Genomic DNA, 14514 nt, shown 5'->3' with positions numbered 1-14514 from the left:
CTCAAGGGGGAGGTTCAAGGAAGTGGCGTCGCCGACCCGCCGCTAAAGCACGTATTTCCGGCTGATCTCGGCGACATTGGCGGTGCCGGCGATCGTCATCGTGCGGACGAGCTCGGCCTGGAGCTGTCCGTACACGCTCTCGACGCCTTTGGCGCCGCCGAGCGCCAGCCCGTAGAGCACCGGCCGGCCGAGCGCGACGGCATTGGCGCCGAGCGCGATCGCCTTGAAGACGTCGGTGCCGCGCCGCACGCCGCCATCCATGATCACCGGCACCCGACCCTTGACCGCGCCCGCCACCGCCGGCAGCGCATCGATCGCCGCCTGCACGCCGTCGAGCTGGCGGCCGCCATGGTTGGAGACCTGGATGCCGTTGACGCCGCGCTTGATCGCCTTCTCGGCGACATCCGGCGACAGAACGCCTTTCAGGATCAGCGGCAGGTCCGTCGTCTCCTTGATGAAGTCGACGTCTTCCCACGTCAGGCTCGGCTTGAACGTCGCCGTGCCGGTGTTGGCGAAGGGCAGGCTCGGGGGAAACGAGAAGCCAAGGCGGTTCGCCTCGTCCGACGAGCCGGGGGCGAAGGCGTCGATGGTGAAGACGATCGCCGAATAGCCGGCCTTCTCGGCCCGCTGGATCAGCTCGCGCGACTTGCCCTGGTCTTCCTGCAGATAGAGCTGGAACCATTTCGGCCCGGTCGAGGCGGCTGCGACGTCCTCGAGCGTCTCGTTGGCGGCGGTGCTCACCGTCATCAGCGTGCCGGCGGCGGCGGTTCCGCGCGCCGTGCCGAGCTCGGCCGAGGCATGCGCCAGACCGTGCGCGCCCATCGGCGCGGTGATCACCGGCAGGCTGAGTTCCTGGCCGAAGAGCGTGACCTTGGTCTCCGGCGCCGGCTTGCCGACCAGGTAATGCGGCCGGAGCTGGATGCGCTCGAAAGCTGCGAGGTTGTCGCGCAGCGTCACCTGATTGTCGGCGCCGGAAGAGATAAAGGCGAAGCCGCCCTTGGGAAGGACCTTTGCCGCCTCCGCCTCGAGATCGTTCAGATTGACGATCGACAGCGCTTCGTCGCCGGTCGGCTGCCGGTAGCCGGCGACCGATGCCGGCGCCTCCGCCTTGGCGGTCGCGGCGGCTTTGGCGGCCTTGGCGGGTCCGGCCTCCGCCGATTTCTGGGTCACAATCATTCCCGCGCCGGCGACAGCTCCAACCTTGACGAAATCACGCCGCGAGAATCCAAACCCCATGATCAACCCTTCCATGCATCCACCGAACCAACACGTCAGGCAAGATAAGCACGGTAGTTGAAGAGGTTAAGGCGCGGGCGAGACGAAAAAGCGGCAATCGTCGTGATTGCGGCGCCGCGTCGGCACAGCCGCATCGCGAGAACGGCAAATCGCCAGCCCATCCCTGCGTCAGCAGGCTGGGAACGATGGCAACGTGCCCCGCGCAAAATCTGTGACAGGTCTGTCGCAACGCCGGGGCGGCCGAAAGCGCCGGACGGCGATGAAGCCGTCACGCCCGCGTTGCCAGCGCCCGCGATCCCCTTCGCGCGATCTTCCGTCGTCACGAAGGGGGGCGGTTCGGGGACGTCAGGTGCCCGCCTTCGCCGAAATCCGCTTCAGGGAGCTGACATACTGCGCCTCGGCCTGGGCCTGCGTCAGCCGACCGCTGTCGACCTGCTTCGCGAGACTCAGGCGAAGCGCCTGTTGCTGCTGGAGCGCTTTCTTGTCGGGGAAGTCGGCCGGGAACTGGTTTTCCGCATTGTTGAGACACTTCGCGCGCGCCTCGCGCGTCGTGATCCGGCCCGAATCATAGGCGGTCTGACAGGCCTGGCGCGCCTGATCCAGGCCGCTGGTGGCGACCCGTGCGGGCTGGGTGGTCGTGCAAGCCGCAAGCAGTCCGGCCAGCGCCAATATCTCTATTCGCATCATTGCCTCCCGTTTTGCGAAGTGTTCCGCTCACAGCTACCAAATTCCCGCGAAGGTTTCCCTAACGGAATACAGATCAACCGAACGCAATGATTTGATTTGATTCTGCCGAATTGCTGTGCCGTTGGTCACGCCCCGGCCCAGGCGGACACCGCTCCGAGCGTGGCAAGGGCCGTGACCTGCAGGACGACGATGGCCATCAGCCGTGCGCGAAATGGCTGCTTGCGGGTCTTGTGACGAAGCAAGCGCTGGCCTGCCAGGGCGCCGATCGAGCCGCCGATGCCGGCAAGCACCAGAAGCGTTCGCTCCGGGATCCGCCGAAGCCCCCGCCGGGCGCATCGCTTGTCGTGGGCGAAGGCGATGAAGCTGGCGAGATTGACGGCGACCCAATAGAGCGCGACGGCGAGCAGCCTGGGGTCGATGGACATCACCATGAAATCGGGGCCTCGCCGGTCGCCGGGAGCCTAGAGGGTGCGCGCGTCCGCCGAGCGCCGCCCCCGCCGACGGCCTTCTTCGGATCCGAACAACCTCCGGAAACGAACGCTTCATCCACAACCATGGATCGGCTATCCTCTGCAGCGGAGAGACGGATATGACCGGAATGAAAGCGACGACGACAGCGATCGTTTCGGAATTGAGCGAGATCCTCGATTCCGCCGCCCTCGACCCGTCCCGCTGGAGCGAGTTCATCGATCGCCTCAGCCGCCACACCGGCGACAGCAAGATCATCTTCCAGGCTTTCGACGATGATCTCACCTGGTGCACGCCCATGCACAGCGCCGGCTTCAGCGAGCAAAGCCTCCGCAACTACGCCGGATATTTCGCCTCGATTTCGCCCTGGCTCCCTCTGCTCGGCCGAATCCGGCTGGGTGAGATCGCCTTGACGGACCACCATCTGCCGCTCCCGGAGCTTCACCGGACGGAGTTCTACAACGACATGCTTCGCCCCGAAGGCGCGGCGGACAGCGCTACCGGCGTCCATCTGTTCAGCGAAATCAACCGGAAGGCCACACTGGCGGTCCATTTCAGCAGCCAGGACGCCGAAGCCATGCATGCCAAGGTGGCCCCCATCCTGGACGGCCTGACGAGACGGATGCGGCAGACGCTGAACGTCAATCGCGCGCTTGCAAAATACGCCAACACCTTCAACGAGAACACATCCTTGCTGCATTCACTCGCACTCCCCGCCCTCATCATCGACCAGGAGGGGCGCGTGCTCGCATTGAATACGGCCGCGACGGAACTCCTCGGCCAGCACGATGCGGTCGCCATCGACGGGGCGGACCGGTTCCGCTTCGCCTCAACGCGCTTCCAGGCGCAGTTCCAGCAACGCCTCGGCGACGCCGCGCCGGGAGCGGCCGGCGATCTGCACCTGGATCACCCGGAGATGCCCCTCACCATCTCGGTCCTCCCCTTCACCGGACGACCGCCCGACATAAGGGGCGTCGGCTCGCTGTTCACCTCCGACAGGAACTTCCTCGTCCTGCTGCGCAGACAGCCGCTCCTGGCGCCCTGCGGCGCCCTCGCCGAGAAGCTGGAAAAACACTTCAGATTGACGCCGGCGGAAATCCGCATCGTCATCGCCCTCAGCCAGGGCGAGAATCTCGGCAGCCTCGCCGCCGCCTGGGGCGTCTCCCCCCATACCATCCGGGCCCAGCTCCGCTCCGCCTTCGCAAAGACCGACACGCACAAGCAGCATGAACTGGTGGCGCTCACCCACGCCCTGCGCGACCGCTAGGCCCGCCTGATCGGCCCCCGCCGATATCCGGCGGCCATTGCCATGGCCGCCAGAACCAGAAATGCGATCTTCGTTATTTCTCGGAACCGCCGGTCTTCGCCACGCCCGTTCCCTTGATGCGTTCCCGCAGTCCCTGGAAGATCACGTAGAGCGCGGGGATGGCGAAGATGCCAACCAGCGATGCCGCCAGCATGCCGCCGAACACCGGGGTCGAGACGTGGCGGCGGGCAAGCATGGCCGCGCCCGTGCCGAAGACGAGCGGCACCAGCCCGAGGATGAAGGCGAAGGACGTCATCATCACCGGGCGGAAGCGCAGCCGCGCGCCTTCGATCGCCGCTTCGATCAGCGGCATGCCGTGCTCGCGCCGCTCCTTGGCGAACTCGATGATCAGGATGCCGTTCTTGGCCGCGAGGCCGATCAGCACGATCAGGCCGATCTGGGCATAGAGATCGAGCGTCAGGCGACCGACGAGGATGGCGAAGAACGCCCCGAGCACCGCGACCGAGACGGAGAGCAGCACCGGCACCGGAATGGTCCAGCTCTCGTAGAGCGCCACCAGGAACAGGAAGGCGAACAGCAGCGCGAAGCCGAGGATGATGGCGGTCTGCCCCTCGGCCCGCTTTTCCTGGAACGCGATGTCGGTCCAGGCGCCGCCATAGCCGTTGGGCAAGGCGCGGGCGGCGACCTCTTCCATCGCGGCGAGCGCCTGGCCGGACGAGACGCCGGGCGCCGGGCTGCCCTGAACCGTGACGGCAAGCTTGTTGTCGTAGCGGATCAGCGCCTGCGGGCCGAGCACCAGCCTCGGTTCGACCAGGCTGCGCAGCGCGATCATCTCGCCGGTCCGGCTGCGCACATTGATGCGGTCGATGTCGGTGATCGCGCGGCGATCCTGCGCCTCGGCCTGGACCTGCACCTGCCAGGTGCGGCCGAACAGGTTCATGTCGTTGACATAGCCGCCGCCGAGCGAGGTCTGCAGCGCCTGGAAGATCGCCGAGATGTCGACGCCGAGGATCTCGGCCTTGTCGCGGTCGATGTCGAGATAGATCGACGGGTTCGAAGCCGAGAAGGACGAGAACACGTTTGCGAGGCGCGGATCCTGGTTGGCGGCGACCAGCAGGCCACGCAGGGTCTGCGCCAGCGCCGTCGGATCGTTGTTGGAGAGCGCGCGCAGCATGTAGGTGAAACCGCCGCCGGTGCCGAGGCCGATGATCGGCGGCGGCGCGAGCGGCAGCGCGAAGCCGCCGGTGATGGTCTTCAGCTTCGGGCCGAGCCGCTGGATCACCGCCGCGGCCGACTGATCGGCGCCCTTGCGCTCCTCGAACGGCTTCAGCGTGGCGATGACGAAGGCGGCGTTGGGCTGCGAGTAGCCGTCGACGAAGTTGAAGCCGATGATCGACGACGTGTCGGCGATGGTCTCTTCCTGCTTCAGGATCGCCTCGACCTCGGCGACGGCCGCGCTGGTGCGGCCGACCGAGGCGCCGTCCGGCGTCTGGACGACGACGAAGAAGGCGCCCTGGTCCTCTTCCGGCAGGAAGCCGGTCGGCGTGACGCCGTTCAGCAGGTAGATGCCGATGCCGGAGGCGACCACCATGACGAGGCCGATGATCGAGATGCGGAGCAGCCGGGCGACGGCCGAGCCATAGGCATCGCGCACGCGGTCGATGCCGCGCATAACCGCGCCCATCGGACCGCGACGGGGACCGTGATGCGGCTTCAGCAGGATGGCGCAGAGCGCCGGCGACAGCGTCAGCGCGTTGATGGCGGAGAGCAGCATCGAGACGGCGACCGTGACCGCGAACTGGCGGAACAGCTCGCCGGTGATGCCGGGAATGAAGGCGACCGGCACGAAGACCGACAGCAGCACCAGCGTGATGCCGATGATCGGCGCCGTGATCTCGCCCATCGCCGCCTTGGTGGCCTCGGCCGGCGTCAGGTGAGGCTCGGCCTCCATCTTCGCTTCCACCGCCTCGACCACGACGATGGCGTCGTCGACGACGATGCCGATGGCGAGCACGAGCGCGAGCAGCGACACCGTATTGGCCGAATAGCCGATGGCGTTCAGCACGATGAAGGTGCCGATCAGGCTGACCGGCACGGCGATGGTCGGGATCAGCGTGGCGCGGAAACTGCCAAGGAAGAGGAACACCACCAGCACGACGAGCACGAACGCCTCGAACAGCGTGTGCATGACGATGTCGATCGTCGCCGTGACGAAGGTGGTGGGATCGTAGGTGACGCTCCAGGCGAGGTCGTCGGGGAACTGCTTCTGCGCCTCGGCGAGCTTCTGCTTGACGGCGGCGAGCGTCGTCAGCGCGTTGGCGCCGGGCGACTGGTAGATGCCGATCAGCGTCGCCGGCTGGCCGTTCAGGCGGGTCGAGCGGTCGAGATTGGCAGCGCCGAGCTCGACGCGGGCGACGTCGGAGAGACGCAGCACCGAACCATCCTGATTGGTGCGGATGATGATCTGGTTGAACTCGTCGACCGAGGACAGGCGGCCCTTGGTCTGGATGTTGAGCTGCAGCTGCTGGTCGTCCGAGATCGGGCGCGCGCCGATGCGGCCGACGGCGGCCTGCACGTTCTGGCCCTGGATCGCCTTGACGATGTCGGAGGTGGTCAGCCCGAGCCCGGTCAGCAGGTCAGTCTGCACCCAGGCGCGCATGGCATAATCCTGCGGCCCGAACAAGGTCGCCTGACCGACGCCCGGCGTCGAGCGGATCTCGTCGACGAGGTTGATCGTGGCGTAGTTCGAGATGAACAGCTGGTCGTGGCTGCCCTTGGGCGACGTCAGCGCGATGACGCCCAGCATCGCGGACGACTGCTTCTTGACGGTCACGCCCTGCTTCTGCACGTCCTGCGGCAGCTTGGAGAGCGCCACCTGGACGCGGTTGTTGACGTTGACGGCGTTGATGTCGGCGTCCGAGCCGAGCTCGAACGACACGGTCAGCGTATAGCTGCCGTCATTGCCCGAAACGCTCTTCATGTAGATCGACTTGTCGACGCCGACGATCTGGCTTTCGAGCGGCTGGGCGACGGTCGATTCCACCACGGCGGCGGAAGCGCCGGGATAGAAGGTCGTCACCGACACCTGCGGCGGCACGATGTCGGGATATTGCGCGATCGGAATGGCGAAGAGCGACAGCAGGCCGGCGATCACCGTCACCAGCGCGATGACGATGGCGAAGCGCGGCCGATCAACGAAGAGCGAGGAGATCATCGGCTCAGCCCGCCTTCGGCAGCACAGTGGCCGGATAGGCCGAAACCGGCGCGCCGGGGCGGAGCGCCGCGATGCCCTCGACGATCACCTGGTCGCCCGAAGAAAGGCCGGTTTCGACGCTGGCGTTGACGCCGACTTCGCGCCCGAGCGTCACGCGGCGGATGGCGGCCTTGCCGTCCTCCACCACGAAGACATAGAAGCCCTGCTGGTCGGCGAGCAGCGCCGACTGCGGCACCAGGATCTTCTCGACCGGCTTTTCGAGCTCCATCATCACCTTGACCAGCTGGCCGTCGATGAGCCGCCCGTTCGGATTGGGCACGACCGCCCGGATCGTCACGCTGTCGGTGGCGCGGTCGACGGAGACGTCGACGAAGTCGATCTTGCCGGGGAAATCATAGGCCGAGCCATCGGAGAAGCGGATCAGCACCGTCAGCTCCTGCTTGGCGGCCGTGCGATCGTCACTCTTCAATTTCAGGAATTCACGCTGGCTGACCGGGATCACTACATTCATCGGATCCTGGCTGACGATCGTCGTCAGCACGCCGCGATCCGGGCCGACGACATTGCCCTTCGTCACGGCGGTGCGACCGATCAGGCCGGAGATCGGCGACTTGATCTCCGTGTAGCCGAGGTCGATCTGCGCGGTCTGGACGTTCGCCTCGGAGATCTGGACGTTGCCCTTGGCGGTCAGCTGCTCGGCGAGACGCTGGTCGCGCGACGCGACGGTGCCGGTCTGGGTCTTCAGGAGTTCCTCGGCGCGGGCGAACTGCTGGTCGGCATAGGCCGCCTGGCCACGGGCCTGGTCGAGCGCGCCCTCCGCGCGCGAAAGCGCCGCCTGGAACGGCTCCGGCTCGATCCGGTAGAGCAGATCGCCTTCCTTGACCATCTGGCCGTCCTCGAACAGCACGTCCTGCAGGAAGCCGGTGACGCGGGCGCGGACATCGACGCGCTCCCGCGCCTCGATGCGACCGACGAATTCCTTGGCCGGGTTGATGGGCTGCGGCGTGGCCGCCAGGGTACCGACGCGAAGCGACGCGGCGTCCTGGGCCTCGGCCGGCTGCCCGAACGTCAGGCTTCCAGCGAGAACCGCCGCCACCGCGATGATCTGCATTCTCATCTTCGATATCCTGTTCAAGCATGGCAAAGGCCGCCGGGATCATCCTCCACAAGCAGAGGGATCATTCCGCAGCGCGAAGACACTATAGCGATCGATGTAAAGAAATGAAGAATTGACCTAGGAAGGCAGCAAGACGCCAGATGGCGTTTCCTCCGGCGTCAGGCAGGCGCGGCGCAGGCGAAGGGGAGGAAAACCGGGGAAAACCGCGCGCAAAACAATTGCGCCATGCGCTTCGCCGCTCGGGACGATGCGCACCACTTAAATCATTGAATTTTCTTGAGAAATAAGTGGTGCCCGGAGGCGGATTCGAACCACCGACACGCGGATTTTCAATCCGCTGCTCTACCAACTGAGCTATCCGGGCCCAGCGAGCGGGGCCGATGAGGTGGCCCGCTCGCGAAGTCACGGCCTTATAGGCGACGCTTCAGAACGTGTCCAGAGGCGTTGCGCAGAAGATGCAGGCCTGTGAACAACCTCGCGAATATCGGCTCGGACGGCCCGCGGAGGCCGGCCGAACCGCCTCGCGCCGGCTTAGTCTTCCTCGCCGTCGCCGGCGTCCCGCTCGACCACGGGGATCGCATAGGCGCCCGAAAGCCAGCGGTGCAGGTCGATGTCCTTGCAGCGCTTCGAGCAGAACGGATAGAAGGCGCGAACCGTGTCCTTGCCGCAATTGGCGCAGGGGCGCGGCGCGCGCAGCGGCAGGATTTCCGCGGCCTTCGGGGCGGCGGGCTTGTTTTCGTCAGTCATGAGATTCTGTCCTCGTCAGGCCGGCCCGAGCCAGCCCTTGCGGACGGGATACCCTTCCCCGTCCAGCATCGCGATCGTCTCGAAGAGCGGCAGGCCGACGACCGAGGTGTAGGAGCCGACCAGCTTGACGACGAAAGTGCCGGCAATGCCCTGGATCGCATAGCCGCCGGCCTTGTCGCGCCATTCTCCCGAACCAAGATAGGTATCGATCTCCGGCCGGCCAAGCCGCTTGAAGCGCACCTTGGTCTCGACCAGGCGCTGGCGGATGACGCCCTTCGGCGTCAGCAGGCAGACGGCGGTGTAGACGCGGTGCGAGCGGCCGGAAAGCAGGCGGATGCATTCCGCCGCCTGGTCGTGGAATTCGGCCTTGGGGAGGATGCGCCGGCCGACCGCGACGACCGTATCGGCCGCCAAAATGTAGCTGTCGGCGAAATCGGGCGTGCGCGCCGCCATGGCGCGGGCCGCGTCCGCCTTGCTGCGCGCGAGCCGCTTGGCGAGGCTGCGGGGGAGCTCGTTCTTGAGCGGGGTCTCGTCGACCGAGGTCGGCAGCAGGCTGTCCGGTTCCAACCCTGCCTGGGCGAGGAGTTGCAGCCGTCGCGGGCTGCCCGATGCAAGCAGGAGTTTGGGGGTGCCTGTCATTCTTCCGTCCGGTCGAGGATCCAAGAGAGTGCCGCCAGGAAACGCCGGAATGCGGCGCGCGGCGGCGGGACCGTAGCCGAATTGCCCGATCAAGGAAACAGCGTCGCCGCTGGCGCGGCCTGCCCCTCCCCTGACCTCTCCCTGGCCTCTCCCCTCGCCCTCGCCTAGCCGCTCGGCAGCGGCGCCCAGCCGAAGCGCTCCTTGATCCGCCTCCGCAACTGGTCGCGCACGTCGCGATAAGCATCGAGGATCTGCTCGCGCGAACCGGAGACGAGCGTCGGGTCCGGGGTAGGCCAGTATTCGACCACCACCGCCATGGTCCGCGTCAGCTCCAGCGCGCGGTGATGCGCCTGTGGCGACAGCGTCACCACGAGATCGAAATTCGTGTCCTCGAGTTCCTCGATCGTGTGCGGGCGATGGCGCGAGAGATCGAGCCCGCTCTCCTCCATCACCGCCGTGACGAAGGGATCGGGATCGCTCTTGCGCACGCCGGCCGAAGCGACATAGAGGCGGGGAAAGAGCTGGCCGGTGATCGCCGCCGCCATCGGCGAGCGGATCGCATTCATGCCGCACATGAAGAGGACCGAAGTCGGTGGCCGCGCGTCGCGGGGCAGGAACACACCCGGAGCATCGGCTGGTACCAAGGTTCAGCCTTTCCAGTGCAGCGCGCAGATCAGCGTGAACAGACGTCGCGCCGTCTCGAAATCGACCAGGATCTTGCCGGCGAGGCGCTGCATCAGGAGACGGGAGCCGTCATCGTGCACGCCCCGGCGGCCCATGTCGATGGTCTCGATCTGGCTCGGCGTCGCGGTGCGGATCGCGGCGTAGTAGCTGTCGCAGATCAGGAAATAGTCGCGCACGATCTTCCGGAGCGGCGTCAGCGACAGCGCATGCAGGACGAGCGGCGCATCCTTCTCGTCGCGCACGTCGAACACCAGCCGGTTCTCGCGGATGGCGAGATGCAGCCGGTACGCCTTGGCGGGATGATCGGGCAGCGTGAAGCGGTTGTCCTCAACCAGATCGTAGATGGCGATCTTGCGCTCATGGTCGACGTCGGCCGAGGCACGGCCCAGCGTCGCGCCGTCGAGATCGACGGCGACGAGCCGGCCGTCGATCCCGGGCGCCGTCGCTTCCGCCATGGTTGGATCCGCTTCCATCGATCGCGGGCCGATCCTGCTACAGATTGAGACGGATCGCCACCGAGCGGGCATGCGCGCCCAGCCCTTCGGCCTCGGCCAGCGCGATCGCCGCCGGCCCGAGCACGCGGAGCTGCTCCGGCCCGGTCCTAAGGATCGAGGTGCGCTTCATGAAGTCGAGCACCGACAGACCGGACGAGAAGCGGGCCGAGCGCGCCGTCGGCAGCACGTGGTTGGAGCCGCCGACATAATCGCCGATCACTTCCGGCGTGGTGCGGCCGACGAAGATGGCGCCGGCATTGCGCACCTTCTCGACCAGCGGATCCGGATCGGCGACGGCGATCTCGAGATGCTCCGGCGCGATGCGGTCGGAAAGCGGCACGGCGTCGTCGAGCGAGGCGACGACGATGACGGCGCCGAAATCGCGCCAGCTCGCCGCGGCGGTCTCGCCGCGCGGCAGGGATTTCAGCTGGCGCTCGACCGCCTGCTCGACCGCGTCGGCGAGCTTGGGATCGTCCGTCATCAGGATCGACTGCGCCGCCGTGTCATGCTCGGCCTGGGCCAGGAGGTCGGCCGCGATCCAGTCGGGATCATTGGCGCCATCGGCGATGACGAGCACTTCCGAAGGCCCGGCGATCATGTCGATGCCGACCGTGCCGAACACCTGGCGCTTCGCCGCCGCGACATAGGCGTTGCCGGGGCCGACGATCTTGTAGACGGGCTGGATGGTGTCCGTGCCATAGGCGAGCGCGGCCACAGCCTGCGCGCCGCCGATGCGGTAGAGCTCGTCGACGCCGGCGAGGCGGGCCGCGACCAGCACCAGCGGATTGATCACGCCGTCGGGCGTCGGCACCACCACGACGAGGCGATCGACGCCGGCGACCTTGGCCGGCACGGCGTTCATCAGCACGGAGCTGGGATAAGAGGCGGTGCCGCCCGGCACATAGAGGCCGACCGCCTCGATCGCCGTCCAGCGCGAGCCGAGCTCGACGCCGAGCGCGTCCGTGTAGCGATCGTCCTGCGGCTTCTGGCGGGCGTGGTGGGAGCGGATGCGGTCGCGGGCGAGCACCAGCGCGGCGCGGGTCTTCTCGTCGACGGCGCGTTCGGCCGCCTCGAACTCGGCCTCGGAGACGCGGAGCCCCTCCGCCGTTAGCTGCAGCCGGTCGAAGCGCGCCGTGAAATCGAGCACGGCGGCGTCGCCGCGCGCGCGCACGTCAGCGAGAATGCCGCGCACCGTGGCGTCGACATCTTCCGAGACCTCGCGCTTGGCGGCGAGCAGCGCCCGGAAGCGCGTCTCGAAATCGGGATCGGTTTGGGACAGGCGAATGGCCAAGACGACGGCTCCTTCAATGCGAGCGACGTCTCTAGCGCGGTTCGGCCGGAGGGGAAAGGCCGCACGGGGATGGGCGGGCGGCCTTCCGGTGCCGGAGCGCCGTCAGGCGGTCTGGTCGAGCTTGTGCTCGGGGCAGCACTGGGTTGCCCAGGCGGGGCCGAGATCGCGGACGGCGGCCTCGATGCACTCGACGTCGAGCGCGATGGCGCCGCCACCGGCGAAGATCAGGGTGATCGTCCCGGCCGGCTCTTCGCCGGGCTCGAAGGCGATGGCGAGAAGGTCGAGGACGGCGTCAGGCCGGGTGCGGTCGATCCCGGTCGAGCGGACCGCGAGCACGCGGTCGAAATGGAAGCCCGACCGACGGCGCTCCCAGTTCTTCTTCGCGGCGCGCCCCTCCGCCTCTTTTTCCCAGACGAAGCGGTTGATGACGCCGGCGAAGCGCTTTTCCTTCGGAATGAAGGCGATGTCGCCAACCTTCAGCACCGCGTCCTGGACGTGGGCGGAGACGACGGCGAGGTCCTCGGCGTCGAACGCGGCGAGTTTCAGCTGATCCATGAGAGACACCTGTCGGCCTGTGTTACTTGATCCGACAGGTAGTCACTGTGTGGCCGCTCCGCAACAGGTCGCGTGTGGAAAGCCGCCGGGCGTCCGCTCCGGCGCGTCTCAGCCGGAGATCCGCTCGATCGTCGCGCCGCAGCGCGAGAGCTTGTCCTCGAGGCGCTCGAAGCCGCGGTCGAGATGGTAGACGCGATTGACGATCGTCTCGCCCTCGGCGACGAGGCCGGCGATGACGAGCGACACGGAGGCGCGCAAATCCGTCGCCATCACCGGCGCGCCCTTCAGGCGCGGCACACCGACGACGGTGGCGTTCTGGCCGTCGAGATGGATCTCGGCGCCGAAGCGGGCGAGTTCCTGCACATGCATGAAGCGGTTCTCGAAGATCGTCTCGCGAATCACCGAGGTGCCCTCGGCCCGCGTCACCAGCGCCATCAGCTGCGCCTGCAGATCGGTCGGGAAGCCGGGGAACGGCTCGGTCGAGATGTTGACCGGCTTCAAATCGGCGCCGTTGCGATAGACGCGCAGGCCCTCATTGGTTTCGGTGATCTCGGCGCCGACTTCGCGCAGGATCTCGAGCGGCCGCTTCAGGTCGTCCGACCGCGCGCCCTCGAGCAGCACGTCGCCGCCCGTCATGGTGACGGCCATCGCGTAGGTGCCGGCCTCGATACGGTCCGGCATGACCGAATGGCGCGCGCCGTTCAGGCGCGAGACGCCCTCGATGCGGATCGTCGAGGTGCCGGCGCCGGTGATCCTGGCGCCCATCTTGATCAGGCATTCAGCGAGATCGACGACTTCCGGCTCACGCGCCGCGTTCTCGATGATCGTCTCGCCCTTGGCGAGCGTCGCCGCCATCATGGTCACATGCGTCGCGCCGACCGTCACTTTCGGGAAGGCGACGCGGGCGCCCTTGAGGCCTTCCGGCGCGCGGGCCACCACATAGCCGCCCTCGATGTCGATTTCGGCGCCGAGCGTCTGCAGAGCCTCGAGGAAGAGGTCGACCGGGCGCGTGCCGATGGCGCAGCCGCCGGGCAGCGACACCTTGGCGAAGCCTTCGCGGGCGAGCAGCGGGCCGATCACCCAGAAGCTGGCGCGCATGGCCGAGACCAGCTCGTAGGGAGCGGTGGTGTCGACGATGGTGCGCGCCGTCAGGTGCACCGTCTCGCCGGAAAGCTCGCCCTCGCCGAGGCGCTTGCCGGCGACCGTCATGTCGACGCCGTGATTGCCGAGGATGCGCTTCAGCTGCGCCACGTCGGCGAGGCGCGGCACGTTGGCGAGAATCAGCGTCTCGTCGGTCAGGAGGCTCGCGATCATCAGCGGCAGGGCGGCGTTCTTGGCGCCGGAGATCGGGATCGTGCCGTTCAGGCGCGCGCCACCGACGATGCGGATTCTGTCCATGACCAGCCAAGCCTTTCGAAGCGAAGGTGACGAGCAGCGGCGAACGTTGACGAGCGTGCCCCACCCCGGATTTCTGTCGCTCTAATGCAGGATTGCGGCTGATACAAGGAAAAGCCGGCTTCGCGTCACGCCTCGTCGTCGTCGGAGGCGCGCCCCGCCTGGCGCGCCGCCCGCGTCGCCGCCTTGCGGCGGGCGAGATTGGCCCGAAGCGCTGCCGCCAGCCGTTCCTCCTGCGCCTTCTGCGCCCGCGTCAACGAGGCCTTCGCGGCGGACGGGGCCGCCGCCGGCTCCTCCTGCGTTTCGGCATCGGATGTCGGCGGGGAGTTCGGATCGGGCGTTGGCGTCGTCATCATGGTTCGGTGGGTCGCGGTCTTGAGTGAATGCCTTTGAATCCGCCTTGCCTGGCACGTCGCAGGCGGGATTCGATCTGCAGACAACATATCCCCTCGCCGCCCGCTCGTCTTCCATCCGGAGCATGGCGGCGCGCCGAGCCGGCGAGGATCCTCGGAGGCCGGCGAGGATTCCGAGGTGATCCAGCGCGCGAATTGCCGCGACGAGCGGCACCCTCCCCAGCGTTTGGCCCGCAATGTCGGAAGGGCGCCGATCTGCACGCGGATTTCGCCCATCCGCGTCGATCAGGGAGGCTCGGACAATGGCTTGGCGGGCCGCCGCCCGTCATCTGAATCACCAATCAGGCCCGATTTCGAATTATGGGCC

At 67.2% G+C, this 14514-nt stretch carries 14 protein-coding genes and 1 tRNA gene; 1 reads left to right on the top strand and 14 read right to left on the bottom strand.

Annotated features, from left to right (window positions below; all coding sequences use genetic code 11):
• Positions 1 to 42: 42 nt before the first annotated feature.
• The 3 genes from AC6HZP_RS04250 to AC6HZP_RS04240 form a co-directional block, all read right to left on the bottom strand.
• Positions 43 to 1170 (bottom strand): alpha-hydroxy acid oxidase, encoded by a 1128-nt coding sequence (locus AC6HZP_RS04250; protein ID WP_497525525.1) that lies wholly within the window; start codon positions 1168 to 1170, stop codon positions 43 to 45.
• A gap of 411 nt (positions 1171 to 1581) precedes the next feature.
• Positions 1582 to 1923, bottom strand: a complete 342-nt coding sequence (locus tag AC6HZP_RS04245) for a hypothetical protein (protein ID WP_497525524.1) — start codon at positions 1921 to 1923, stop codon at positions 1582 to 1584.
• 125 nt (positions 1924 to 2048) lie between these two features.
• Positions 2049 to 2348, bottom strand: coding sequence for a DUF1294 domain-containing protein (locus AC6HZP_RS04240; protein WP_497525523.1), 300 nt, complete (start codon positions 2346 to 2348; stop codon positions 2049 to 2051).
• Between the two features lie 164 nt (positions 2349 to 2512).
• On the opposite strand from AC6HZP_RS04240, the gene AC6HZP_RS04235 reads away from it, so the two are divergent.
• A complete protein-coding gene (locus AC6HZP_RS04235) occupies positions 2513 to 3658 on the top strand; it encodes a helix-turn-helix transcriptional regulator (protein WP_497525522.1) in 1146 nt (381 codons plus the stop codon).
• Positions 3659 to 3731: 73 nt separating this feature from the next.
• Here the strand turns inward: AC6HZP_RS04235 and AC6HZP_RS04230 are convergent, their stop codons facing one another.
• The 11 genes from AC6HZP_RS04230 to AC6HZP_RS04180 form a co-directional block, all read right to left on the bottom strand.
• Positions 3732 to 6872 (bottom strand): efflux RND transporter permease subunit, encoded by a 3141-nt coding sequence (locus AC6HZP_RS04230; protein WP_497525521.1) that lies wholly within the window; start codon positions 6870 to 6872, stop codon positions 3732 to 3734.
• A gap of 4 nt (positions 6873 to 6876) precedes the next feature.
• Complete coding sequence (locus tag AC6HZP_RS04225) at positions 6877 to 7989, bottom strand: efflux RND transporter periplasmic adaptor subunit (protein ID WP_497525520.1); 1113 nt, start codon at positions 7987 to 7989, stop codon at positions 6877 to 6879.
• A 288-nt stretch (positions 7990 to 8277) separates the two neighbouring features.
• Positions 8278 to 8353, bottom strand: a tRNA-Phe gene (locus AC6HZP_RS04220).
• A gap of 167 nt (positions 8354 to 8520) precedes the next feature.
• Positions 8521 to 8736: a DNA gyrase inhibitor YacG gene (gene yacG / locus AC6HZP_RS04215; RefSeq protein WP_497525519.1), complete on the bottom strand. Its 216-nt coding sequence runs from the start codon at positions 8734 to 8736 to the stop codon at positions 8521 to 8523.
• 15 nt (positions 8737 to 8751) lie between these two features.
• On the bottom strand, positions 8752 to 9375 hold the full coding sequence (locus AC6HZP_RS04210; RefSeq protein WP_497525518.1) for a Maf-like protein: 624 nt from the start codon (positions 9373 to 9375) through the stop codon (positions 8752 to 8754).
• Positions 9376 to 9539: 164 nt separating this feature from the next.
• Positions 9540 to 9950, bottom strand: coding sequence for an arsenate-mycothiol transferase ArsC (locus AC6HZP_RS04205; RefSeq protein ID WP_497526732.1), 411 nt, complete (start codon positions 9948 to 9950; stop codon positions 9540 to 9542).
• A 72-nt stretch (positions 9951 to 10022) separates the two neighbouring features.
• Positions 10023 to 10514 carry a UPF0262 family protein gene (locus tag AC6HZP_RS04200; RefSeq protein WP_201402391.1) on the bottom strand — a complete coding sequence of 164 codons (492 nt, stop codon included), beginning with the start codon at positions 10512 to 10514 and terminating at the stop codon, positions 10023 to 10025.
• 37 nt (positions 10515 to 10551) lie between these two features.
• Entirely contained in the window at positions 10552 to 11844 is a 1293-nt protein-coding gene (gene hisD / locus AC6HZP_RS04195) for a histidinol dehydrogenase (RefSeq protein WP_497525517.1), read from the bottom strand.
• A gap of 102 nt (positions 11845 to 11946) precedes the next feature.
• Positions 11947 to 12399 carry a DUF2948 family protein gene (locus AC6HZP_RS04190; protein WP_201402389.1) on the bottom strand — a complete coding sequence of 151 codons (453 nt, stop codon included), beginning with the start codon at positions 12397 to 12399 and terminating at the stop codon, positions 11947 to 11949.
• Positions 12400 to 12507: 108 nt separating this feature from the next.
• Positions 12508 to 13797: a UDP-N-acetylglucosamine 1-carboxyvinyltransferase gene (gene murA, locus AC6HZP_RS04185; RefSeq protein ID WP_201402388.1), complete on the bottom strand. Its 1290-nt coding sequence runs from the start codon at positions 13795 to 13797 to the stop codon at positions 12508 to 12510.
• 125 nt (positions 13798 to 13922) lie between these two features.
• Positions 13923 to 14150, bottom strand: a complete 228-nt coding sequence (locus AC6HZP_RS04180) for a hypothetical protein (protein WP_497525516.1) — start codon at positions 14148 to 14150, stop codon at positions 13923 to 13925.
• Between the last annotated feature and the right edge of the window lie 364 nt (positions 14151 to 14514).

The sequence above is a fragment of the Kaistia sp. SLG-1 genome, from assembly GCF_059699055.1.
Note: the sequence above shows the minus strand (reverse complement) of the source record. Positions and strands in the feature narration are given on the sequence as shown.